Here is a 22570-nt window from a genome sequence, read left to right as displayed (position 1 = left end):
CGATCTACCCTTCTTATTGTTGAGGTTCAAGGTGATTTTATTCGTGGGAGCTAAGGCTACAGTATAAATTCCATTTGGCGGTCATAAGGTTCATATTCTGCTAGCTTCTTATTCATTTCCTCAGCGTCTACACAACCCACACTCTTATAAAAATGCTGGGATTCTTCCGAAGAATGCGTTGAAATATACAGCTTCTTGGCTCCTAGTTGTCTGGCTTTCTCTGAACACAAGGCAAAAAGCTCTCTCCCAATTCCTTTATTCCTATATTCATAAGAAACATGTATTTGCATAAGCTGCAGATATTGATTTTCACTCCCGAAAAAATCTGACAGCAGACTTGCAAATGCAATTACTTCATGATCATTGTTGAATACACCCCAAACAAAGCCACCGGATTCAAGACAGTTTGTAAAATCAACAGCAACAATCTCTTGTTTCAAACTATCATCCCATTGTTCTGTAAAAGATATATCCTTGAGTATCCACTTGCCGTTCTCCATTCGCCAACAACGCCTGACTTCTTGATAGCGATTGAAGCACTGCAACAAATCCGGATGTAAATCCTCGAGCGTTAATTCTCTCATCATGAAGTCGTTCAATTTTAAACTCCTCTCAGCAACCACTCATATATGTTGAGTGTACCATTTACGCATGATCCTACTATTGTTCATGATAGCAAATTAAAAAGCTGTCGACATGGTTGAATGTCGACAGCCTGACCCCACTCCATAGGAGCGGGGTTCTGCTATTTAGATGCCTATGCTTCCTACTGCGGGTTAGTCGTCCAAATACCTGCCGTTTTGATAAACACACGGGAAGGCAATTTCAAGGTAGCCAGTGCCAGCTCGGCAACATCCTCTGGTTGCATCATCCGATCTTCGTCCCCAATTTTCAATCCAGCATTAACTGCTAAATCCGTAGCAACCGTACTAGGTGTTAGCGCAACTACCCGAATGTTCGATTTGCGAACTTCCTGCAATAGAGACTCCGTTAAGCCGAGAAGGCCGAACTTAGACGCACAATAAGCGGAACCCGTGGCAAAACCACGCTCACCAGCGGTGGAAGCCACGTTGATGATATCTCCACTATTTTGTTCCAACATGAACGGAAGTGCAGCACGGGTCACATAGTAAGTCCCCATCAAGTTCACTTGAATAATTCGTTCCCATGTACTTGGTTCCATGTCCATAAATGTGCCAAACTGAGCGATTCCCGCATTGTTGATTAGAATATCTACGGAACCAAGCTGCTCCTGAAGTTTCAGTACGGCAGCTTCAGCTTCTTGTTGATTGGAAATATCCGCTGTCGCGATAAATACTTTAACGGAATGCTCCGTCTGCAAAGAACTTTGCAATGATTCTAGATCAGTGGCTGTGCGTGCAATTAGGCCGAGATGTACGCCTTCCTTCGCCAAAGCGATTGCGATTGATTTTCCGATCCCTTTTCCTGCTCCAGTAATGATGGCCGTTTTATTGGTAAGTTGCATCTCTAATTTCCTCCATATCTGCATCTAATAAATAGTTTACCTATTTATTCTATATTATATGATGATAACCAAAACTCCATATATACAAAAAAAAGAACGAAGTGAGACAATGGATAGCGGCAAATTCATTACAGAAGTAGATCTCTAATCTCATTCAAATTCCGAATCGTGTAGTCAGGTGGTGCTTCAAGCTTCCACGGTTCATTCTGCCTATTGATCCAGCAGGCTTGGATGCCGGCTCTTTGGGCTCCGACGACATCGGACAAGGTATCTCCAATATGTAAAATTCTCGCGGGTTCTATATCGTAGTATTTGATTATCTCTTGGAACATGGAGTTGTCGTGATCATTCTTATAGGATCTGTATTTCTCCGAGGAGAACAGAGGTATCCGGTAAGCCTCAAAAAAACGCGGCAGCATATCTTCGTCGGTATCACTGACAATGCAGACCTGATAATTCTTATGAATGAAATCTAAGAAATCCAGCGTTTCTTCATATAAATCCGCTTGCCGATGCTCCTGCACCAGAATATCTACAGCTTCAGCACAATCAAAAGCTATGCCCAGACTGGGGAGTAATTTATCGAAACACTCTCGGTAAATTTCTCTGGTTAGAACAAACTGCTGATTCTCACGCATCCGCTTAGCAACGACATAGTATTGCTCAATCAGCTTGGCTTGAAGGACCCTCGCTTCGCTCGCATTATACTGATCCTTAAGAATCCGACTCCACATGGATAGGAATCTGTTGTCTAAATTGACTAGGGTTTGGAACATGTCTAGGCTGATGACTTGGATCGTGGCCATTCGGCACTCCCCCTAAACTATATATGTACACGGCGCTGCTATCTTTTGAATCTTCTGATGGAAACCTAGCAGCGCCGTTAGACTATATATCTCAGCGGACAACATCCTTCATATGCTAGATATGTCCTATGATGATTGCTGAACAAAAGCTCTTGGAGACACATACACGAATCGTTCCCCACGTGCCATGATGTGACACTTCTGCTCGGGATACCTCTCGTACAAATAATCGAGGAAGTAACCCGGCTTCTCGCTGTTTCCGGCGAAAACATCATAATGCAGCGGTATGACCGTCTCGGATTTACTCCGGACCGCTAACTCTGCAGCTTCCCGGTAATTCATGTTGCCGACAATGCCCTCTTCCCTGCGATAATAATCCCCGCCATTAATCGGCAGCATCGCAACATCGGGCGAAATTTCCGCAATCCGCTCCGTTAGTCCAGGATAAATCACTGTATCCCCCGCATGGTATAAAGTCACCCCATTAAGCTCAAGCACGTAGCCAACACTACGGTAATGCCCCCTATCATCCTGTTCAAGCTGTTCGTGCGCAGCAGGAATCACCGTAATCTTCAGCTTGGAGAACAGTTCTATCGGTTCACTTACATCCGCCGTCAGAATAGACGAGTCACTTACTCCCATACGACGTAGATCCTGATGACAGCAGGCCGGAGCTATGAGTGGAGCACTGCCATTCTGAGCGTGAAACACCGTAATAGTTCCTTCATCCATATGATCGACATGCTCATGAGTAATCAGGCACAGATCCGCTTGCGTAATGTCCTTAGGACAAATCGGAGCAGGATATGACCGCACCGGCCCATTCCGATCCAGAAAATCTGACACATACGGATCAATATAAATAGTTACGTCATCCCCTTTGACGATAACACTCTCCTGACCGAGGAACCAGATCGCCAGAGTCCCGTACGGAACCTCTGTCTGATGAACCTCTTGAATCAATGCAGATCCTTTCTTCGCAGCTATCATAATCACGTCCTTATGTGAATTGTAGAAGAACTTTAAGGGCCTTCTATACGATGATTACATTGGCTCTATCATTCGTGATGACATAGTAAATATACCATGCACTTTGCAGGTATTGAAGGTCTGGGCTGGGGCTGGCGGCGTTGTTTGGGAATAGATACTTTGGAGGAGCAAAGATAAAGGATGGCATTGAGTCGTGGACGTGGGTAAGTAGCGTGTTCCCCAAGCAGCATGATATTTACAGCGTGGTATTAGGCAGCGTGGTACAAAAAGGCCTGGCCAGTTGGCCAGGCTTTCCTCTGTTAACGGGGAGGTTCTAACGTAATATAGTCAGTTGCGCTTCTAAGTAAGATGGAGGCTTAACTGCTAGGTGTCCTCGCGAGAACCCCAGTGATATTTTCCTAAACCTTCACTTTGATTCAATTTGAAAGGTCCCTTTGGCTCATCCCCGAAGTGCACCTCAATGATCATTAACGCCCCTAACTTAAACCCATACGTAAACGCCGATGCCATCTCCATCCCCTGAATTTCCTGCTGCAAATCCAGTAACTCTTCAAGCTTCGAAAACTCCTCCGCAGACATTCTCTTCTTCCAAACTTCCATTGCCTCGGATAATTTCTTGCTGCACTCGCGATATTGTGGATCTTTCGGGACTACCTGCTCCTCGGGGATCAGGCAGCCGTGGTATAGGGATTCAATTAGGGGCGGCATGGGATTGCCTCCTTTCTGAGTGTGTCAAAGTCATGACCAAGAACTATTTTCTTCCCTTATTGATAATTCTATATAAATGCATGATCGTTACGTTTATACGTACCACTAATAAAAATATTATACGTTACGCTTATGCGTATAGTCAAGCTGGGAATGATTCAATTAGGGGTGAGTAAAATGGGAAAGAAAGTTGTCGTGAAGATCGGAGAACTAACCAAAAAACATAAGATATCTCTGAGGGAATTATCCAGACTTTCTGATGTTCGTCACGCGGCTTTAAGTGAGCTCGCTAACGGCAAACGTGAAAGCATTAGTTTCAGTCATATTGAAAGGATCGCGGAGGCGCTGGATATTAGTGATATTCGGGAGATTATTGAGTTGGTGGAAAAAGAAGAAACCACCCGGTGAGGGGTGGAATGATACCTATAAAAATAGAAACTTCCCATTCAAAGAATGAGATCACCATTATCATACACAATTGTTAAAACTGGTTTAATACCATCCCATTCCTAAGCAATATCAATTGGAAAATAATTCGTGGTCTCTTTACGGTACTTCCCCATACTTATTAGTGATTTTCGTCATCATTTCGAAAAAACCAAGTCTCTGGCTCCCGTTTCCAAGCATTATTTTTAAATACATTTATGTACGGATTAGCAATAATATGTGGTTGATAACCAATCTGATTCATCTTATCCCTATCTACTAGATATAAGTAATAACTCTTTCCTTTATTTTTTGAAGTTTCAATCTCATTTCTCGTCCAATAAAAGCTCAAATTGTTTGAATACGATTTTACCTCTATAAATCTATCGTATACTTCTGAGCTTAATGAGTTGAATGAGATGATATCATATCCTGCTTTGACATCAATTACTGACACCTGAGATAACTTTTCTAGATGAATATGACCCGAAAGACGCTTTTTTTCATAGTTTAGAACAAACTCCTCGGCTTCCTGTCCATATTTCTCCTTTAACATTAGCATTTCTTTGAATTTTTCTATACTAAGTTTCTTACGAACAGTTTTTAAAATTTCTTTCAAAAAATCCGTATAACTCTTATCAATTATCAATAATATATTTGAATTAGAATTATATTTAAAAAAACCATAGTTAATTAATAAATTTCTAATTCCAGAATATTTGAACGGAATATGGCTATTTTTAATAGTGTAAGCTTCATGAATAAAATCAAAGCTAATTGATTCTAAGTCTAAAAAGTCAGAATACATCCCTTCCAGCAAGATTTTCGAAAGTAATTTCTCTACAATTTTCCTGGAGGTAGTACCATCAATGACCGATTTTGATAATCCATGTCCAAATTCGTTTAGAAATACCCCTCTTTCACAATAAGTAATAGCTGAAATAAACTCTAGCAAAGCAACAATCCCTTTAGAAGGGATGTTGTAATGTGAGGTATTACTCAAGCAGAATTTTTCAATATCACTTATTGATTTCGGTTCATCTGTTAATGTTTCAGTTAGTAGATAAATTACTTCATTTACACTTCCCAAATTATTATACCTCTTTAACTCTGTTAACATAATTATTAATCAGCGTCCTTACATCGTCATAACCAAAATCATCCTCATCAACTAAAGAAAAAAGAGGTATCGGTTCATTTTCAATAATACGATTCATTCTGTTCTCTTTAAATTCAAGTCTTTCGTGTACTGTCTGGTCTATAGAATCATTGGATAGTACATAAAAGTAATTTACTTTGTCATTAAACTTTAATCCATACCGATGTATTCTATCTTTAGATTGAATGAACTGTGCCGCATTAAATGTACGTTCCAAATAAATAGCATTGTGGCATGCTTTATGTAAAGAAATCGATTCTGATACTGCAAACGGATTCGCAATAATGACACTGAACTTTGAATTTTGTTCATGAAAGTCTCTAATAATACTTTCACGGGTTTCATATTCTAATTGTTTCTCATCCAGTTCTACAGGAACTTCACCATAAAGTAATCTAGATTCAATAGCATTATTTTTCAGAAACTCTTGTAATTCTTTCATATTTTGATTGAAAATAGCCCAAATTATTACTTTTTCGCCCTTATTCAGGATGTCATTTACTAGCTTTAATACTACTCTATATTTCTCAGGTGTTTCAATTTCTTTATATTTAATTATTTTATTTATTACCTCTGAATCATCTACATTTGTTCTATCAGTCAATCCATGCTCATTAAAATATTGATCAACTGGCTTCAATAATAAACTAGGATTTGTTGCAGCCTGCATTAACCTAACCATACGAGCTTTAATTAACGCTCCTCTAATATCGCTTGAATCACTTTTATCTATAATATAGTCCATATAGTTCTTTTCAATGAAATCATATATTTGTCTTTGATGTGAGCCCATTTCAGTAATTATTGGGGGATGATTAATCGCTTCCGGCAAACGTAAATCACTTTTTCTAATTCGGATATAATATGGTGAAATATCATCTATCAATTCTTGGACTCTTTTATCTTGTGGGTTTTCTGACATTTCCTTAAGTTGATACTTGTGAAATCTAATTATTTGTTTCGATGGCCATAAGAATTGAAATAAGTTCATTAGATCTTCGTAACCATTTGGGGCCGGAGTTCCAGTTAATACGACTCTAGCTTTGCAGTACTTTCCAATACTAAGTACTGAGTCAGCAATTATTCCCCCTTCAGTATTCTTAATCTTATGTGCCTCATCTAGTACTACCATAACTTTATTCTTTTTAATAAAGTAAATTAGATCATCGATGACACTACTTACTGACTGATATGACATTAAGGTCAACTCAGCAGGTTCAAACGAATATAAATATTTGGACTTTTCTTGTTTTGTCATGCCTCCTGAGAGTCTCTTAGATTTTGCTTTTATTCCGAAACATTCCTCGTACTCATTCTCCCAAGGACCAAAAGAACTTAAGGGGCCAATTATTAAAATTTTATTTATATGCTTAGGGTTCTCTGGACTAAGATTCTTTAGGTATGTATATGCCCCATAAACAATACTCGTTTTCCCCGCTCCTGGAACCGAGAAGTTACACGCATTTTGGGAAAATGCCAAATGATACGCAGATAGCAACTGTAACTTATACAAAGAACGGTTCTTGAGGTTATGTGTAAGACTCTTTGTAAACTCTGCGAAGTCCTCTATATCAAAGTTATTATTTCGTATTTCATATGCCTGTTTAGAGAACACACTAAAGTTTTCTTCTTCTTGATAGTAGTCTTTTAGTGTTTTCTCAACTTGATCCGACTTTATTTCTTCAAATCCATACTTTGTTATCATTTCTCTTATATTCGTTAAAATTTTTTCTTGATTTTCTTCTTCATATGGAATTATAATTTCGTTACCAACTACTTTTGCTTTTAAATAGTCCTTCATATAAATCTTAGCTCTTCGATTATTTAATAATTCATTTGTCGAGCCAGCTAAAACAAATTTACTATTTTCTTCGTTAAGTCCGACCTCTATCTGCATATTCAGTCACACCTATTTCTTTTCAATTATTTTTTTATAATCCCAAACTATTGAGCTAATCTCTTTAACAAGATCTAGGTTATATTTATCGAGTGCATCTGGGTTAATAGCTTCAAGTGCATTTTTTGCCCTTTTCAATAGCTCTAAAGGTTGATTTGCATCCTTCTTATCTTCTAATTTCCTTACCGAAATATTCAAATTCCCTTGTAATAATCCTCTAGCATTTTTAGTCCACATTTCATCCCTTGCTTCAAGTAACTTGGACAAATCACCTTCACTATTGTCTTTATACAATTTCTCAGGTGAATCCTCTGTTATAGAATCTACATGTTTAGAATGCTCATTTAAAAATGATTCCCATATTTCTTTATGACAAAAAATCCCCTCTTTTTTACTTGGTTTTGCAATTGATCTAAATTCTTTGCCTTCATACTGAGCTCTAATATAGTCAAAGCAAACTGCTTGTAAATCTGAAATATCAGATTCTTTAACACCCCACTCGACTTTGTTGGTTCCTTTTTTATACGCCTTTAAATATGCATTTAAATCAACAAATTGACCTTCGCGTTTTTCTAATCTTGTATATATTCCGGTGTACTCTAAATACTCCAAATAGCTATCCATAAGTTCCATAATTTCAAGCCATTCTTTGATAGTACTCTCTTTCTCACCCATCATATCTGCTATATCGGGTTCATCATAACCTACATCCTTTAAATCCTTACACTTAAGATATTTTTCAATAGGATTATAATCAAGTTTCTCATCCGCCCCCATTTGATACGTAGTTTCTAACTTCATGATTTCTTTAGGCTCGGGAGTATCTGGAAGGATAACAGCTATGAAATACCGACAATGATCGAGATTATGATTAGGCCACCTTTTCCTATCACTATAAATTTTATTTAATAAGCTTGCTCTTCTATTTCCATCAATAATTACACCATCGTTAGTTACTATCCCATATTGTTGTTGACCATTTTCGATTAAGTTTTTAAGAGTTGCTTCATTTCTGCCAGGTTTTGATTCATATAAATATCCTTCAAGTCTTTTTCTATCCTCTAGATCTTCAGGATTGATTGATCTATGTTGCTTTTCAAAAGACTTCACAACACTTCCAATCCTTCCGTTGTATTTATTATATATAAGGAATTCTAATGGAATTTTGTAAGCTTTAAATTCTTGAATCTCCCCCTTATATCTTATTCTTATACCCGTCATATAAGGAGTATCATTTTCCATAATCTCTTTCAACTTTTTAATTCTCAAATCTTTATTCATCTTTAAGTCTCCTCATCATTTCTATTATTCTTTTTAGAACGAAATAACCAATTGCAATCGCCGTTGGAAGTTTTTGAGGGTTTTCATCAATTTCAATGGACTCATTAAAATTTACTTGTATTATTTCTTCTATCAGTTCTTTGACTGATTCTAATAGTTCATTCGGTCCCAATGACCCCTGTCTCTCTTCAGTGGTTAGACAATATTGCTTTTGGAATTTATTAAAGGAAACTAGCTGGGATTGAATAGAGTTAATGTACAACTCAATTTCTTTATTAGTTTCTTCGTCAAATACCTTTGAGTGAACAATTGGCTCAAACACCTTTGCTCTTGGTCCTTGGCTTTTATGAATCTCTACACTCCATTGATAATCTTTATTTTTAAAGTCTGATTTATAATTGGTTAGTTCGACTCGATATGCATTAATTATTAAGTACGGTATATGATACTTAAATCGAGCAGAGTCTCTTTTAGGTTTTTCTTTATTAATAGAAAACACAGCATTATTTAAGTTAATAAAATTAAAATTACTTGAATGCTGAATCGGTCTATATAGAATTGGAACCTCTCTCCCTAAGCTTTCAGCCATTGATTTAGCAAATGCATACGCCATTTTTGGGGGTACCGCATTGCCAACTAATTTCGATTTTATTCCTCTTGATTCACCATAAAATCGATAATCAATAGGGAAGCTCATAACTGATGCCAATTCCCGCACTGTTGGTGTCCTGTATCTATCTTTTTTGTAGGCATATATGACAGATTCTCTAGAAGACACGGATGAATTAGCCATAACAGTTCTACCAGGCTTATTTTTATCTTCAGGAAAGGCCATTCTCCCCATGTAACCCTTGTCTTCTTTTAGTTGTTTTGCTTTTTTCCATTCATGTCTTGCGAGCTCCTTGATATAGTGATGATCGGTAACATCTCTTGAAATCATTCTGAAATTGTTATTGGGATCAGTGATAAGAGAGTCCATTTCTTCACCAGGATCTCCTAATGAATCAAGAATTGCTTTCAAGGGTAATATGTCTTCATCTGTCATAATAGTTGGTTGTGGGTCTGGGAACTGACCACATAAGAATCTTTTTCTATTTTGAGCGACGCCAAAATACTTTGAATTATAAACACCAGAATTCTCATACAAAACTTGTAGTGTAAAATCCCCTTCTAGCCCTAAATCCTGGGCAGTATACAAGGGTTTTATGTACTTTTCGATATTCGGTACATTCTCAAGCACCCAATAATTTAATCTAGAATTAGTTCTAAATTTTTTTCTTGCCACTATCCGCAAATAAGATTCTAGTAACTTTATTCCAAGTGACTTATCTCCTTTCCCTGATTTATTAGAATTGGAAAAGGCTACACAAGGTGGTGATCCAATTATTATCTCAGTGTCTGGAACTAACTCATGAAATTCTTTATCTGGAAGCAAGGATATTCTCTCAACATCATCCAGGATAGTATTAGAGTGCGGATGATTTCCATGGTGTGTATTAACAGCAGGCATCCATTTGTCAACTGCGAAAACAGTTACAAAACCAGCTTGTCTAAAACCCTCAGAAAATCCACCAGCACCACAAAAAAAATCAGCTACTCTCATATTCATACCTTTCTTCGAACGTTTGTTTCCATTATATCAAGATTAACCATTACGACAATATACTTATATTTTATATTTTCGACAACTAGTACTATTTTCCTGCATATTAGACTTTTCACTCTCAAAACTCTATATTATATAAAATTTTTCATTAGTTCTCATGTAATATACTTAGATCTTAAGTAATGAAACTTTTAGTGGTTAAAGTGCTCTTAAATAAATGTACCCTATCCTACAAAGAAGTCTACTTTATAGTATTCATAATAAATTATAACTGAAATGACATATAGCCTAACTTCTAAAGAGAAGAAAGGCTGTTTTATTATTGAACTATATCTTTACCATTAATAATCATTCAAAATATAAACCATCTTAAAACTTTTGTTGTTATTTTTATAACAGGAATTTAAAGATTCCTTTTCTAAACCTTCTCCTCACCCCAACCTCTCATCCACCATCAACTGCACCTGAACCCCAAACGGATCTTCGATAATCCCATACGCTTTGCTGAACACATTGCTGACTAAAGGAACAATGACCTTCACTCGATCATCTGAGATTAAGCTTTCATAAAAGCTCTCAATTTCCTCCAAGTCCGCGCTTTGAATGCACAGGGAGGTGTTATTGCCGACTGTATACTTTTCATGGGGGTTCATGCTGTCTTCGGCGATCATGATTTTGGTCTTTCCGATTCTTAAGACGGAGTGAGTAATGTGATCCTTGTTCTCCTCCGTAAGCGGGAACGAGGGGTCGCGTTGGGCCATATCTTCGTAGGTGACGAGCAGTAGTTGGTCGGCGTTGAGATGTTTTTGTAAAAATCGATGGCCTCTTGGGCTCTACCGTTCATGGATAGGAATACAGCTACTTCTAGTGTTGCGCTCATGGTATCAATCTCCTTATATATAGTGATTTGGGTATATTAGTTGAACTAAATTAAGGACGAGGCAAGAGGGTGAAATGATTCTGAAGAAGCGAAGCGTTCGCCTTTGTGAGCGGATTTCTACCATGCTTGAATTTATCAAATCAAGAAATCCGCGAACAACAGCGATCGTAAGAACATTTCACCCGGCTGCCTACATCCTCATATTCATTAGTTCAACAAGTTTGATATTTGATCTTGATTTCATAATAATACATATAGGTAGCAAAACATGACACCTTTAAGCAAGGAGATTATGGATGAAGAAATCGTAAAGATTGAACGACATGATCCGGTACTTGAACGGCCGGAAGTTCTTTAATTTACAGGACCTGATGGATAAATATCATATTTCCAAAAGCACGGCGCTGCGGGATATCAGCTCATTAGATCAATTGGGCATGCCGATTTATTCGGAGCATGGAAGACATGGACGGTACGGAATCCTGCAAAATCGGTTGCTGTCTCCTATTATTTTCACGATGGATGAAGTGTATGCTCTGTATTTTGCCATGTTAACGCTGGAGGCTTATCAATCAACCCCCTTCCATCTCTGTGAATCAACTAAATGAGAAGTTTGAGCACTGTCTATCTGACGGGCAGATCGAGCAGATTCGCAAGATGAAGCAGGTTCTGAAATTAGAGATGTATCAGCATCATCATGTGAGCCTTATTTGGACCAGATTCAATGAGCATTCTTCATGAGAGCCCCTGTAGGATTCAATATTTGAAAAATAGTCAGGAAACAAGCTACGAGGTGCAATTCTTCAAAATCTCAGCCAAGTTCGGTCAATGGTATGCTACTGGAATCGAGCTAAGTACGAATAAGTACCGGGTATTCAGATGTGACCGGATCACTTCAATTGTGGAAGTGGACGCGCAGTCCCGCTTTTCTATAGATGAGCTTGTGAATCGCTCCATGGAGATGTATCAATCTAAGAATAGTATTCACTTCGAGGTGGAAATCTCTGAGCAAGCCGAGGATCTGTTTTATAAGGAGCATTATCCTTCCATGCGGCTAGAAACGGGCGATAAATCTGTTATTAAGGGGTTCTACAATCCGGAAGAAGAGGAGTTTATAGCTGATTATTTTATAAGGTTTGGCAAGATGTGGTATCCGTGAAGCCTGACATCTTAAAGCAAGCACTGCAGGATCGGGTAGAGAGTCTCTTACAGCAGTATCGAGTAATATAACTCAGCGTGCGGAGCCGCTTGACCCCACATTGTAGTGGATAAAAGCGGACATAGGGATTATTGAAGTGGAAGATCAACTCTACATAGAATATCTTCTATTGCATCCACACCACAGAAAATATCTGTTTTTCATACAAATATAGGTCGCAGCGTTCACATACTCCAAGGTCAACGTTTGGTTTTGCGTATTCTGGTTTATCCATTACTTAGACACTCCAATCAGTCTGTCAGAGTCTTCAAGGGACATCTCCTTGCTCTCCTGTTGTGCTTCTTGTACTGCTTGCGTCTTCTGAGCCACCATTTTCGTAGAAGTATATCTATTAGAAGTTGGGGTGACTCTTTTACTAACTTCATCAAATACCCTTAAACCAGATTTCACAATAGTTGATTTTAGATATTCCTTATACTCTTTCACTAATGGACACTTATTCGGTTCTCCAACCTCATGAGACAATTTTTCAATAAATTTGGCTTCAACAGAATCAGCGGCTTTCTTAACAACTTTAAATAAGTTCCCTAAACTATCCCTGCTACCTTTTTTCAAAGAAATCTTGCATTCATTAATGACTTGTTTTTCTGCCGCATCTAAAACTACGTATGGATTATTCTTCAGATTATCTGCAAAAGTGACAGAGAAATAACCATCTTCTCCATCTTGCTTTGAAAATGAAGTTACTATCCCTAATGTTCGCAGTCCTTTTAATTGCTTTTCAATAGCTCTCTAAAAGTCAAGGGCAAAGCGTAACTGACGCTTCGATATGGTAAGATCGTTCGGATTAGGTTCAGGTGGCATACGTGATACACTCATATTTCTGAGGTCTATCATCACAGCAGCAACAAACCATATCTACTTAATCGTCTACAAGTCAATATTCTATTGGGAAGCTGTGTGAATTTATGCGCAAAAACAATTTCGTCTACTTTCATTGTTCCCGCCCTTTCTTCGGATATACTCTGCAACGGCTGGATGGCTTATCATGTAGAGCAGGTGTCTTACCCTCACAAAATTTCACAGCGTCAAGCTGACGCGATTGTATGGCTCAGAATAGCTCTAGGTCTGACCCCTACCGTTTTAGCGGCTTCTTTGCGATTAATATCTCTCATTCTCATTCCCCTTGGCGTTGGTATAAGTTAGTGACAATGAAGGACAAAAAAATAACCCTCAACTTTTAACAACGAGATTACTGAAGGTATCGTTGCGAACAAATTGTGTCAAACTCCAAGGAGAGAATCAATAACCTTACTACTTAGATTGAGCAACTTAAAGGCGTTGCTTTGTAGACCCCACTTAGTGCCGAATGAATCATTTTTCACCTCTCGCGGGCGGTTTACCTTCGTTCTACCCGTACCAAATTTTTACGAATTTCCTGTGCGTACACCCTGTCGGCGGCAAGGGGCAATCGTGTTCCTTCTATATGTAGCATAAAACAAGGTGGCTTCCTAAAAGGGGCAATTGGGGCATAGGGCATAAAAGTGAGTCCAAAAAATTCCTAGAAAATTATTTCTGAAAAGTGGGTCTGCTTTATAAGCAAACTCTTATAATCCAATATACTAATTATGAGAATATTATCTAGTTAAAGGATTATGCTCCCTTCATTAAACTCCATATACGCGCATGTAAAATTGTGTAATAATATGTTGAAGAGAGAGGGGGAGGGAGCTAATGAATCCCGAATCAATCCTTAGAAAATATTTTAACAAGTTGAACTATGATGAAGTGGTTCAAAAGCTAAAAGAAATTGGGCTTTTCCCACAGCCTAAAGAAGGAAAGAAGAAAAGATATTCAAAACAAGAACTTCTCCCGTATTTCTTAGAGCTTAAAAAGTCAGTTACGGAAAAAGAATTAATTAGCTTTGTTGAATATAGTGTTACCAAAAAAAGTAAGGGACTCCCTGCGTATACCCATAAGCTTTCTAATACATCATTTTTTAATGGTAAAGGAGAAAAAGAACTTCGGACATACTTCAAAAAAGAAGAACATGCTGTATCAAGTGTGTATCAAGTATCTTCTGTTCTTGAATGTATGGATAATAATGTTGTTCATCTTTTATTAATTGTTAAGGAATATGAAGGGCAATGGCTGACAGGTGAGAAAACGCTAGATAGACTAACAGCTATAAACAATTGCAGGGTTAAAATTGATTTGTCGAAGAAAGTAGTCACTATTTTCTCTGGGGACGATGAAGTACACAGCATAATTCGTAATTTTTTAACAAGTATTTTTAGGCTCCCGATAGTTGACTGTAGGATTTTGAATGTGCGAAGTGGTTTGTCTTGGGAGGATAATGTAAGTTACAAGACTGCGCTTTTCCTAGACCTTGTTAATAATAGATTGAAAGTTAAGAATATTGGTGCTTCTTTTAAAGAAATCAAATTTAAAGTAGGTAATGATGAAATTAAGGATGTCACTATAAACGGAAGAGATATTATTAACTATCCTTTAGCATGTGAATATATTACTTTAGGGAAAGACATTGTTCAGTTTAAAACCTCTATAAGTTATAAAGCGTTTAAACTAAGCTGTTCTTTTGCGTTAAAAGGGAAAGCGCTGGATATACTAAAAATTGTGGTGGCGGATACTTCGAATGATGAATTGAGAAATGAAGTTATAGAGTTGATACAAGATGAATATATTGCAATGTGTGAGCATGGAATCTCCGATTTAAACAATATAAAAATTTTGTTGGAACAGGTCTTAATAAGATTCCAAGAAAAAGAGCAATTCCTATCTGAAATAGTTGAATTGAACACTGTGTCAAACGTTGAAGTGATTGGAAACATCTTAGGTGGCGTTAGTAGTTCTCATAAGCAAGAAATTCGAAAGTATTTAGAAAATACACGCGTAATTTTGGAATCAATAGGATATGAAGATATTGATGGTGTAATGTCTCCTATTGAAAAATGGTTACAAAAATAAATGATATAACAGGAGAGGGGAGTTATGAAACTTTTTGCAAAAGAATGTACAGTATTTGTTTCAAATGAAGTTCTCTCGCCACCTCGTTCTGTTAAAATTAACATTTTTGAAGAATATACAATACTTGAAAAAAGCCAGACCCATGAGGTTAGCGAATACTCATGGGTTGATACTGTTCGTTACAGAGATAAGATTATTACAAGAAGTAAGAAGCGCGTACTAATTGTGTACTTTAAAAAACGTTCTTCTTTTGCATTGTTTAGTAATTCTGAAAGCGATGTAGCATTTGTAATAAGAAAATTCAATGAAATATTTTCTCTCAGTTTTACTAAAAAAAACGTTTTTGATGAGCTAGTATCTTTATTACAATCTAATAACCACAACACAAAATTTCATGACATAGCGTCTATACAATTTAGAACTTCGTTAGATAATGATATTGAGAAAGATTTTACTGTTGAACTTGCAGACAAGAACTTGAAAGAGTTAGACTTCCTCTTGAATTCAACAGATATTATGAATCTAAATCTTATAACCAACTCATGGTTTCAATTTGATTTAGATTGCACTTCTGTTTTTTCATTTCATGATAACAGTAATTTAGAGGAGATTATTGATGTCCTTGAAAGCTATATTTAACCTTCTTGTGAAGTATCTATGCAAAACTCTCAAATTAATAATTGAATGGCTCAGCCTTCATTTGGTGATTACGTCCATTGTTGGGGTGATAGTATATTATCATTATTCCAGCAACTTAAACTATTCATTGACAGACTCCATGAAAGATAAAATCGAATTGGCGAGTTGGATTTTTGCGGGAAACATTGGATTAATCTCATTTTTATCATTGTTTGTTGCCTTTGTTTACGATAATAAGCACATAGAAGCTTCAAGAGTATTAAGGCAATACTATAAACCGTATGGTTTATCATATGAGGTTGTAAAAACTTCTTTAAATGATTACAGTACTTATGTTAACAAAGGAATCATGCTGAGTATAATACATGGATTACTAACTCTAACTTCAATTGCATCTATAACAATATGGGGAGTAGCTGTTACTGCTTATACTGAGAATAGATTATTTTTATTTTTTTCTTTAGATAAAGAAATCCTAATGAACCAAGGAATATATTTGTTTTGGTTTATTTTATGTCTACTCTTACTTGGAATTGTTATTTTTGTCAATTTAATCAGACTAAATAAGAATCCTGTTAGCAAAGGTTTTTTACCTAAGCTGAAACAAATATATGACATTAACTTTCTTGTAAAACAAGATGCAGATGTAAATGAGATTATCTTTGTAACTGCCCCAAGAATAGATATTTATCGTAATCATGAAATTGGTGATACACCTAGTTATGAATTTAATATAATATTCCCAATTGGATTTGAAAACATGAGATTTATGGTGAAATTGTTTAATAATGAAGAGCTAGTGTTTAGAGGTTATGGCAAGTTATCACGGGTTACTGGAGATCGAGTTTTATTGGGAGACACAGATTTTATTAATGATTTAATATTTAACAAATTAGATATAAGTAGCCGTATTGAATTAAAAGTGTATGATGGGGACAGTAAAATGAGAGCAAAACTTTCTTATACTGTATCTGTAGATAACAATAAGGTTTCATATTTAGTTGATAAACAATTAAGAAATATTCAGGGGAGGGATATAGACGAAGGTATTATTAAATCAATAAGTGAAAGTGATAAGCTCACTTTTCAAAATGATTTAATTACAGATTAATATTCAAAGTAATGTATGAAAAATAACTTGTATATTAAAGAGAATGTCACAAAATCATCTTTTGAAACATTCTCTTTTCGTATTTTGCAGTTGAAATCCCCCAATTTACCCGCTACTCTCGAAATTCAAAAATTCTCACTATTCCTACACAACATCCATTGACGGTATGACTGCGGACTGGGCACGTATTCTGTGGGATGTGTTAGAGTAAATTTCAGTGATGATTGTAAACTAAGTCGATAACGTGAACCGTGTTTACGATGTGACTTCGAAACCACCTGCTACGATTGAGTGGGAATAAACTATAAAATAGAAATGAAGTTTTTAGGCTGATTTTAATAGGGACTTACGAGTTATAGGAAGGTTAGTCTTGCTTAAAATTAATTGGTTCCCCGCCAAAAAGTTGGTAGGTCGTGTAAGCTAATACCCCTATCAAATTCTGATGGGGGTATTTTTTATTAGAGTTGCGTGATGGTGATAGTATTAATGTTTCATATATCAAAAAGAAAAAGAATTTAGGCTTTGATATAATAGGTTATATTAGTTTGACTTAGAAAAGATGAAGGATTATACCTTTGTTAAACAAGCCTAATAATATCTGCGGGAAAATAACAATGAACAAGGCCAACAAGAAAATTGACCATTGTCTTAAATCAGTATTATGCACTCATGAGATAGACAAAACACCTATATCTGGTTTAGTAATCAAGAGACAGGGATATATTTTTTGGAAGGTATGAAAGGAAATTAATATTTGCCTAATTGGATTGATAGCTGAATATAAATTATTAAGGGGATCTATAAAATGCTGTTTCAGTTCTCTTAGCTCGTGCAATCATACAACCAATAAGGTTTTTTGAGAGATAATATGAATGAAATTATTAAATAGGGAATAATCACAATATATTTGGGAAGCTACTACTTGTGGCTTCTTTTTGCTAATTATCCACTTTAAATATTAGGAATTATAGTAAAAATTAATGTGCCGTTTCCAAGTGATTTTAAAGCCTTTTTTGAAAAGTAAATCAAAGAAATTATAAGTAGTAGAAACCCAACTGAGATAGAAAGAATAGATAAGTTTAGGAGGTTAACGAAGATATGATTTCAAAACGATTTATTTTCGGAATGATCCCTCCCGAATAGATTTGGATTGCGCTTTTTAAGAACTCCACCTGCACTTTCAAATAATCCCGTTCTTCTTCCACGCTAGAAAACTTCGAACGTGGTCGACCAATAATAGGGTTAGAGTTTGTATGTTTCCCTCGATGATCTTCTAACGTATGGTTATCTCGATGTTTCCTGACCCAAACTTTTACCTGGCTACTACCCCGGACTCGCAAATATTCGCTACGGTTTGATAACTCACTCCCCCTTGTAAATACATCTCAACGGCTCGCATCTTTTGTTCTATTGTATACGTTTCAAATTGCTGTCGCTTTTCAGCCAAAAAATCCCCTCCGAGTACAGTGTACCACCAAGGTTCCTTACTTGGTTTTTTCACTGTCTACTCAAAGGGGATAATACCAAAAGGAACAAACAACTATCAATCTTTTTTCATGATGCCTGTAAGTTGATCAGCAAGTGCCACCGCGGCGGAATAGCCGGAGCTCCAGGCCCATTGCAGGTTATAGCCACCGCAATCTCCATCCACATCCATCACTTCGCCGGCAAAATAGAGTCCAGGTACTAGCTTCGATTCTAGCGTTCCTTCTTTTAACTCTGTTGTATCGATGCCGCCGGCCGTCGTTTGTGCATTCGTGAAGCCATTGGTATCGATTACGGTAAATTCCCAACGCTTTATGAGTTGGCACAAGATTTTCTTAGTTTTCCACGATAAATCCTGACATAGGAGGTTTGGCTCTTGATCGATCCCCGCCTCTTTCAACAGAATAGGGACCAGCTTCTTGTTAAAAATGCCGATCAAGGAAGCTGCAACAGTCCGGTATCCGAATGTCCCCCAATGCGTATCCATAAAATCGACAACTTCTTCCTCCGTACGGTCCGGCATTAAATCAAGCGATAAGGTTACGTTTTCTCCCATTTTGAGTTGATACGCAGCCTTTCGGCTTAGCTGGAGAATCGGTGGGCCGGAGACGCCGTAATCTGTAAACAGGATTTCCCCATATTCGCTGCGAATAACTTCGCCGTTGACGATGATATGGCCCAATCCCTCGAATTTAACGCCGGACAACTCCTTTAGATGCGGATATTGCAGCTTCAATTGTACGATCCCAGGTACAGGATCGATCAATGTATGTCCCAGTCGCTGGGCAAACGTATAACCGGATCCATCTGTTCCTGTTTTGGGAGCGGTAAGGCCGCCCGTACAGATAAATAGATAATCGCTAGTATACACGACCTCGCCCTCTGCCTCCGTTTGGCACAAAATCGTGAATCGTGGATGTCCCTTCGATACGGTAACATCCAACACCTTGGTTTTGAAGTGTATCGGAACATACCGATCCTCTAGAGCAATTCGGAAAACTTCCAATACAGATGCAGCCTGTAGCGACATCGGATACATCCGGCCATTCTCAATGGCGATCAACGGAAGGCCGAGTGTGTTGAAGAAATCGACGGTTTGTCGGACGCCAAATTGCTGCAGCACAGGCAGCGGGAATTCCATTTGATTACTGTGATATTTATGCGATAATGCGACCGCTTCGTCCGTACCCTTCGCCGTGGATTGGTTCGTAATGTTACAGCGCCCATTGCCGGTCGTGAGTACCTTCTTTCCTACCCGATCGTTGCCTTCAATGATCGCGACATCGATCCCTCGGTCTCGCGCGGTAACGGCGGCCATAAGGCCTGAAGCACCTGCACCGACAATGAACAGCTCGTGGTGCATTGTAGATTTCGACTTATACATATGTGTTGAATTCATTCCTTTTTCTAATGGCTTCATTTGAAAATGTGTTTCCCTAACGCCATCGCGGCCGCATAGCCGGAACTCCAGGCCCATTGCAGGTTGTAGCCGCCGAACTCGCCGTCGACATCCATCACCTCGCCGGCAAAATAGAGCCCAGGCACAAGCCTGGATTCTAACGTGTCGGCGAAAATTTCTTTTGTAACGATGCCGCCGGCTGTCGCTTGTGCCTTCTCGAAGCTATGGGTATCTATTACTTTGAACTCCCAACGCTTCAATATTTTATAAAAGATCCCTTTAGTTTTCCACGAGAGATCCTGGCAAAGTAGGTTTGGCTCTTGATCGATTCCTGCCTCCTTCTGTAGGACAGGGACCAGCTTCTTGTGTAAAAACCCGACGAAGGATTCCGCGACCGGCCGATGTGCGAATGTTCCCCAGTTCATCTCCAAGAATTCAATAACCTCCTCCTTCGTGCGGCTCGGCATCAAATCGACGGATACGGTCACGGAATCCCCTTTCGAGAGATGAACGGCGGCTACCCGGCTGAGCTGAAGAATCGGTGGGCCGGAAAAGCCGTAATCGGCGAAATGAATTTCACCGGTTTCACTGCGAACGACCTCGCCATTCACGAGGATGTGGGCTCGTCCCTGGAGTTTGATGCCAGATAGAGCCTTCATATATGGATATTGCACCTTTAATTGCACTATTGCTGGCACAGGCTCTACCATGGCGTGCCCCATGTTTTGGGCAAGCACATACCCAGACCCATCCGTCCCCGCATTCTGGCCAGTGAGGCCGCCTGTACATATAAACAGATATTCGCTAGTATAGACAACCTGCTTCTCCTCTGTCTCGTTGCGGCATGTAATCTTGAATCGAGGATGATTCGTCGATACGGTAACATCCAGCACTTTGTTGTTAAGGTATACCGGAACGTTCCGTTCCTCCAGAGCAAGCTCAAAAATATCCAACACGGATGCAGCCTGCAGCGACATCGGATACATTAAGCCCTCTTTCAATCTTGTAAGTGGCAGGCCAAGCATATTGAAAAAATCAATGGTTTGACGGATGCCAAATTGCTGCAGCACAGGCAACGGAAATTCAGCCTGACTGCTGTGATACTTGCGCGATAAGGCCGACACTTCGTCGTCCGCACCCGTCGTAGTGGAATCGTTCGTAATATTGCAACGACCGTCACCTGTCATTGAGATTTTTTTCCCAATCCGGTCGTTACCCTCTAGAATGGCGGTATCGATACCCATATCCCGCGCAGTAACGGCGGCCATGAGTCCTGATGCGCCTGCACCGATAATAATCAACTCGTGGTGCAAGAAATTCTGATAATCGTGCATGGTTGGTCAATGCACCCCTTGTCCAATAGATTTATATATAGGAAATGTGATTTTTCCGAATGAAACTGCGCTATATATAATTATAGCATAGGAGTATGCACCACATAATCCCGATAGAATACTCCTGACATCACGTCTCATTACAGTAATACCCTAAATATAGAAAAAACCCACAACCTCGTGCGGTTATGGATTTGCATGGCAATTATATAGTAAGATTTTAAAAGCCTACAACCAAATAATTTAGGCTTTTAGAGATTAATTTTAATGTACCGCGCAACAAAAAACACACTTTCCAAGTTAATTCTTAAGGTAAGTGCGTTTCTAAAATTATTATATAAATTGTCTATCTGTAATAAGCGGGTGATGGGAATCGAACCCACGCTACCAGCTTGGAAGGCTGGAGTTCTACCATTGAACTACACCCGCAAATTAAATGGTCGGGATGACACGATTCGAACATGCGACCCCCTGGTCCCAAACCAGGTGCTCTACCAAGCTGAGCTACATCCCGATAACTATGGTGCCGGTGAAGGGACTCGAACCCCCACGGTTTCCCTCACGATTTTGAGTCGCGCGCGTCTGCCAATTCCGCCACACCGGCATGTGTAAATATTACTGCTAAGATATAAATGGCGCGCCCTAAGAGATTCGAACTCCTGACCTTTTGATTCGTAGTCAAACGCTCTATCCAGCTGAGCTAAGGGCGCATGGAGCGGACGACGGGAATCGAACCCGCGACCCTCGCCTTGGCAAGGCGATGCTCTACCGCTGAGCCACGTCCGCAATTTGGTGCGCGTGAAGGGACTTGAACCCCCACGTCGTGAAACGCCAGATCCTAAGTCTGGTGCGTCTGCCATTCCGCCACACGCGCACAATCACACTGTATTCTCTTAGAGAATACTGGTGAGCCATGAAGGACTCGAACCTTCGACACCCTGATTAAAAGTCAGGTGCTCTACCAACTGAGCTAATGGCTCTCATAAGAAAATCTGAGATGAAGTAAGGAGCCTTAAGCACATTCTATGGTATTACATCTGCAGTACCAAAGTGTCAATAAATCTTTACTTCCAGAAATCTGTATAGATTCTGTCTCATGATCAAGAGAATAATGGCGGAGCCGACGGGATTCGAACCCGCGGTCTCCTGCGTGACAGGCAGGCATGTTAGGCCTCTACACCACGGCTCCACACTATGAAATTGAAGCTAATTGCGG

Annotated in this window: 19 protein-coding genes, 9 tRNA genes and 2 pseudogenes (1 of these 30 only partly in view); 8 read left to right on the top strand and 22 right to left on the bottom strand. The window is 38.7% G+C overall.

Annotated features, from left to right (window positions below):
• Positions 1–56: 56 nt before the first annotated feature.
• From EI981_RS01740 to EI981_RS01720, 5 genes are all read right to left on the bottom strand, one after another.
• Complete coding sequence (locus EI981_RS01740) at positions 57–587, bottom strand: GNAT family N-acetyltransferase (RefSeq protein ID WP_127004254.1); 531 nt, start codon at positions 585–587, stop codon at positions 57–59.
• Positions 588–766: 179 nt separating this feature from the next.
• Positions 767–1486, bottom strand: coding sequence for a 3-ketoacyl-ACP reductase (locus EI981_RS01735; RefSeq protein ID WP_126994865.1), 720 nt, complete (start codon positions 1484–1486; stop codon positions 767–769).
• Between the two features lie 128 nt (positions 1487–1614).
• Positions 1615–2292, bottom strand: coding sequence for an HAD family hydrolase (locus EI981_RS01730; RefSeq protein ID WP_126994863.1), 678 nt, complete (start codon positions 2290–2292; stop codon positions 1615–1617).
• A 126-nt stretch (positions 2293–2418) separates the two neighbouring features.
• Positions 2419–3282, bottom strand: coding sequence for an MBL fold metallo-hydrolase (locus tag EI981_RS01725; protein WP_126994861.1), 864 nt, complete (start codon positions 3280–3282; stop codon positions 2419–2421).
• A 363-nt stretch (positions 3283–3645) separates the two neighbouring features.
• Positions 3646–3990, bottom strand: a complete 345-nt coding sequence (locus EI981_RS01720) for a DUF6809 family protein (protein WP_227011649.1) — start codon at positions 3988–3990, stop codon at positions 3646–3648.
• A 177-nt stretch (positions 3991–4167) separates the two neighbouring features.
• On the opposite strand from EI981_RS01720, the gene EI981_RS01715 reads away from it, so the two are divergent.
• Complete coding sequence (locus tag EI981_RS01715) at positions 4168–4398, top strand: helix-turn-helix domain-containing protein (RefSeq protein WP_126994858.1); 231 nt, start codon at positions 4168–4170, stop codon at positions 4396–4398.
• A gap of 160 nt (positions 4399–4558) precedes the next feature.
• Here the strand turns inward: EI981_RS01715 and EI981_RS01710 are convergent, their stop codons facing one another.
• From EI981_RS01710 to EI981_RS01690, 5 genes and pseudogenes are all read right to left on the bottom strand, one after another.
• Positions 4559–5506 carry a protein NO VEIN domain-containing protein gene (locus EI981_RS01710; protein ID WP_162616054.1) on the bottom strand — a complete coding sequence of 316 codons (948 nt, stop codon included), beginning with the start codon at positions 5504–5506 and terminating at the stop codon, positions 4559–4561.
• Positions 5507–5510: 4 nt separating this feature from the next.
• Positions 5511–7472, bottom strand: a complete 1962-nt coding sequence (locus EI981_RS01705; protein WP_126994854.1) for a DEAD/DEAH box helicase — start codon at positions 7470–7472, stop codon at positions 5511–5513.
• A 12-nt stretch (positions 7473–7484) separates the two neighbouring features.
• Entirely contained in the window at positions 7485–8753 is a 1269-nt protein-coding gene (locus tag EI981_RS01700; protein WP_126994852.1) for a hypothetical protein, read from the bottom strand.
• Positions 8746–10356, bottom strand: coding sequence for a DNA cytosine methyltransferase (locus EI981_RS01695; RefSeq protein WP_162616053.1), 1611 nt, complete (start codon positions 10354–10356; stop codon positions 8746–8748). Before EI981_RS01695 ends, EI981_RS01700 begins: the two co-directional genes overlap by 8 nt.
• A 434-nt stretch (positions 10357–10790) precedes the next feature.
• A pseudogene (locus tag EI981_RS01690) lies at positions 10791–11239 on the bottom strand (VOC family protein).
• A 371-nt stretch (positions 11240–11610) separates the two neighbouring features.
• Here EI981_RS01690 and EI981_RS30180 point away from each other — a divergent pair.
• From EI981_RS30180 to EI981_RS30170, 3 genes are read left to right on the top strand one after another with little or no spacing between them, the layout of a single operon-like run.
• Complete coding sequence (locus EI981_RS30180) at positions 11611–11847, top strand: helix-turn-helix transcriptional regulator (RefSeq protein WP_418789034.1); 237 nt, start codon at positions 11611–11613, stop codon at positions 11845–11847.
• The gene (locus EI981_RS30175; protein WP_418789033.1) at positions 11831–11980 is read left to right on the top strand and encodes a hypothetical protein; all 150 of its coding nucleotides are present in this window, start codon (positions 11831–11833) and stop codon (positions 11978–11980) included. The genes EI981_RS30180 and EI981_RS30175 overlap by 17 nt, the downstream gene beginning before the upstream one ends.
• Before the next feature lie 22 nt (positions 11981–12002).
• Positions 12003–12398, top strand: coding sequence for a WYL domain-containing protein (locus EI981_RS30170; RefSeq protein WP_237172640.1), 396 nt, complete (start codon positions 12003–12005; stop codon positions 12396–12398).
• Between the two features lie 273 nt (positions 12399–12671).
• On the opposite strand, the gene EI981_RS01680 is transcribed toward EI981_RS30170, so the two are convergent.
• Positions 12672–13013 carry a hypothetical protein gene (locus EI981_RS01680; RefSeq protein WP_126994848.1) on the bottom strand — a complete coding sequence of 114 codons (342 nt, stop codon included), beginning with the start codon at positions 13011–13013 and terminating at the stop codon, positions 12672–12674.
• Positions 13014–14132: 1119 nt separating this feature from the next.
• Here EI981_RS01680 and EI981_RS01675 point away from each other — a divergent pair.
• The 4 genes and pseudogenes from EI981_RS01675 to EI981_RS01660 all read left to right on the top strand — a co-directional run.
• The gene (locus tag EI981_RS01675; RefSeq protein ID WP_126994846.1) at positions 14133–15386 is read left to right on the top strand and encodes a hypothetical protein; all 1254 of its coding nucleotides are present in this window, start codon (positions 14133–14135) and stop codon (positions 15384–15386) included.
• A gap of 24 nt (positions 15387–15410) precedes the next feature.
• Entirely contained in the window at positions 15411–16025 is a 615-nt protein-coding gene (locus EI981_RS01670; protein ID WP_126994844.1) for a hypothetical protein, read from the top strand.
• A gap of 139 nt (positions 16026–16164) precedes the next feature.
• Positions 16165–17136, top strand: a complete 972-nt coding sequence (locus EI981_RS01665; RefSeq protein WP_162616052.1) for a hypothetical protein — start codon at positions 16165–16167, stop codon at positions 17134–17136.
• Positions 17137–17287: 151 nt separating this feature from the next.
• Positions 17288–17437: pseudogene (locus tag EI981_RS01660) on the top strand (GMP synthase (glutamine-hydrolyzing)); the annotation flags it as partial.
• A gap of 1242 nt (positions 17438–18679) precedes the next feature.
• Here EI981_RS01660 and EI981_RS01650 read toward each other — a convergent pair.
• The 11 genes from EI981_RS01650 to EI981_RS01600 form a co-directional block, all read right to left on the bottom strand.
• Positions 18680–20005 carry a BaiN/RdsA family NAD(P)/FAD-dependent oxidoreductase gene (locus EI981_RS01650; RefSeq protein ID WP_127004252.1) on the bottom strand — a complete coding sequence of 442 codons (1326 nt, stop codon included), beginning with the start codon at positions 20003–20005 and terminating at the stop codon, positions 18680–18682.
• A gap of 32 nt (positions 20006–20037) precedes the next feature.
• The gene (locus tag EI981_RS01645) at positions 20038–21354 is read right to left on the bottom strand and encodes a BaiN/RdsA family NAD(P)/FAD-dependent oxidoreductase (RefSeq protein ID WP_126994840.1); all 1317 of its coding nucleotides are present in this window, start codon (positions 21352–21354) and stop codon (positions 20038–20040) included.
• Between the two features lie 358 nt (positions 21355–21712).
• Positions 21713–21783, bottom strand: a tRNA-Gly gene (locus EI981_RS01640).
• Between the two features lie 8 nt (positions 21784–21791).
• Positions 21792–21868 (bottom strand) — tRNA-Pro (locus tag EI981_RS01635).
• Between the two features lie 7 nt (positions 21869–21875).
• Positions 21876–21958 (bottom strand) — tRNA-Leu (locus tag EI981_RS01630).
• Between the two features lie 29 nt (positions 21959–21987).
• Positions 21988–22064 (bottom strand) — tRNA-Arg (locus EI981_RS01625).
• 1 nt (position 22065) lies between these two features.
• Positions 22066–22140: transfer RNA gene (locus EI981_RS01620), tRNA-Gly, on the bottom strand.
• Positions 22141–22144: 4 nt separating this feature from the next.
• A tRNA-Leu gene (locus tag EI981_RS01615) sits at positions 22145–22228 on the bottom strand.
• 30 nt (positions 22229–22258) lie between these two features.
• Positions 22259–22334 (bottom strand) — tRNA-Lys (locus tag EI981_RS01610).
• Between the two features lie 132 nt (positions 22335–22466).
• Positions 22467–22543 (bottom strand) — tRNA-Asp (locus EI981_RS01605).
• Between the two features lie 21 nt (positions 22544–22564).
• Positions 22565–22570: transfer RNA gene (locus EI981_RS01600), tRNA-Met, on the bottom strand; it runs 68 nt beyond the window's last position.

Origin of the sequence: Paenibacillus lutimineralis (assembly GCF_003991425.1) — a bacterium.
In the GTDB taxonomy this organism is placed as follows: domain Bacteria; phylum Bacillota; class Bacilli; order Paenibacillales; family Paenibacillaceae; genus Fontibacillus; species Fontibacillus lutimineralis.
This window is presented reverse-complemented; position numbering and strand designations above follow the sequence as displayed.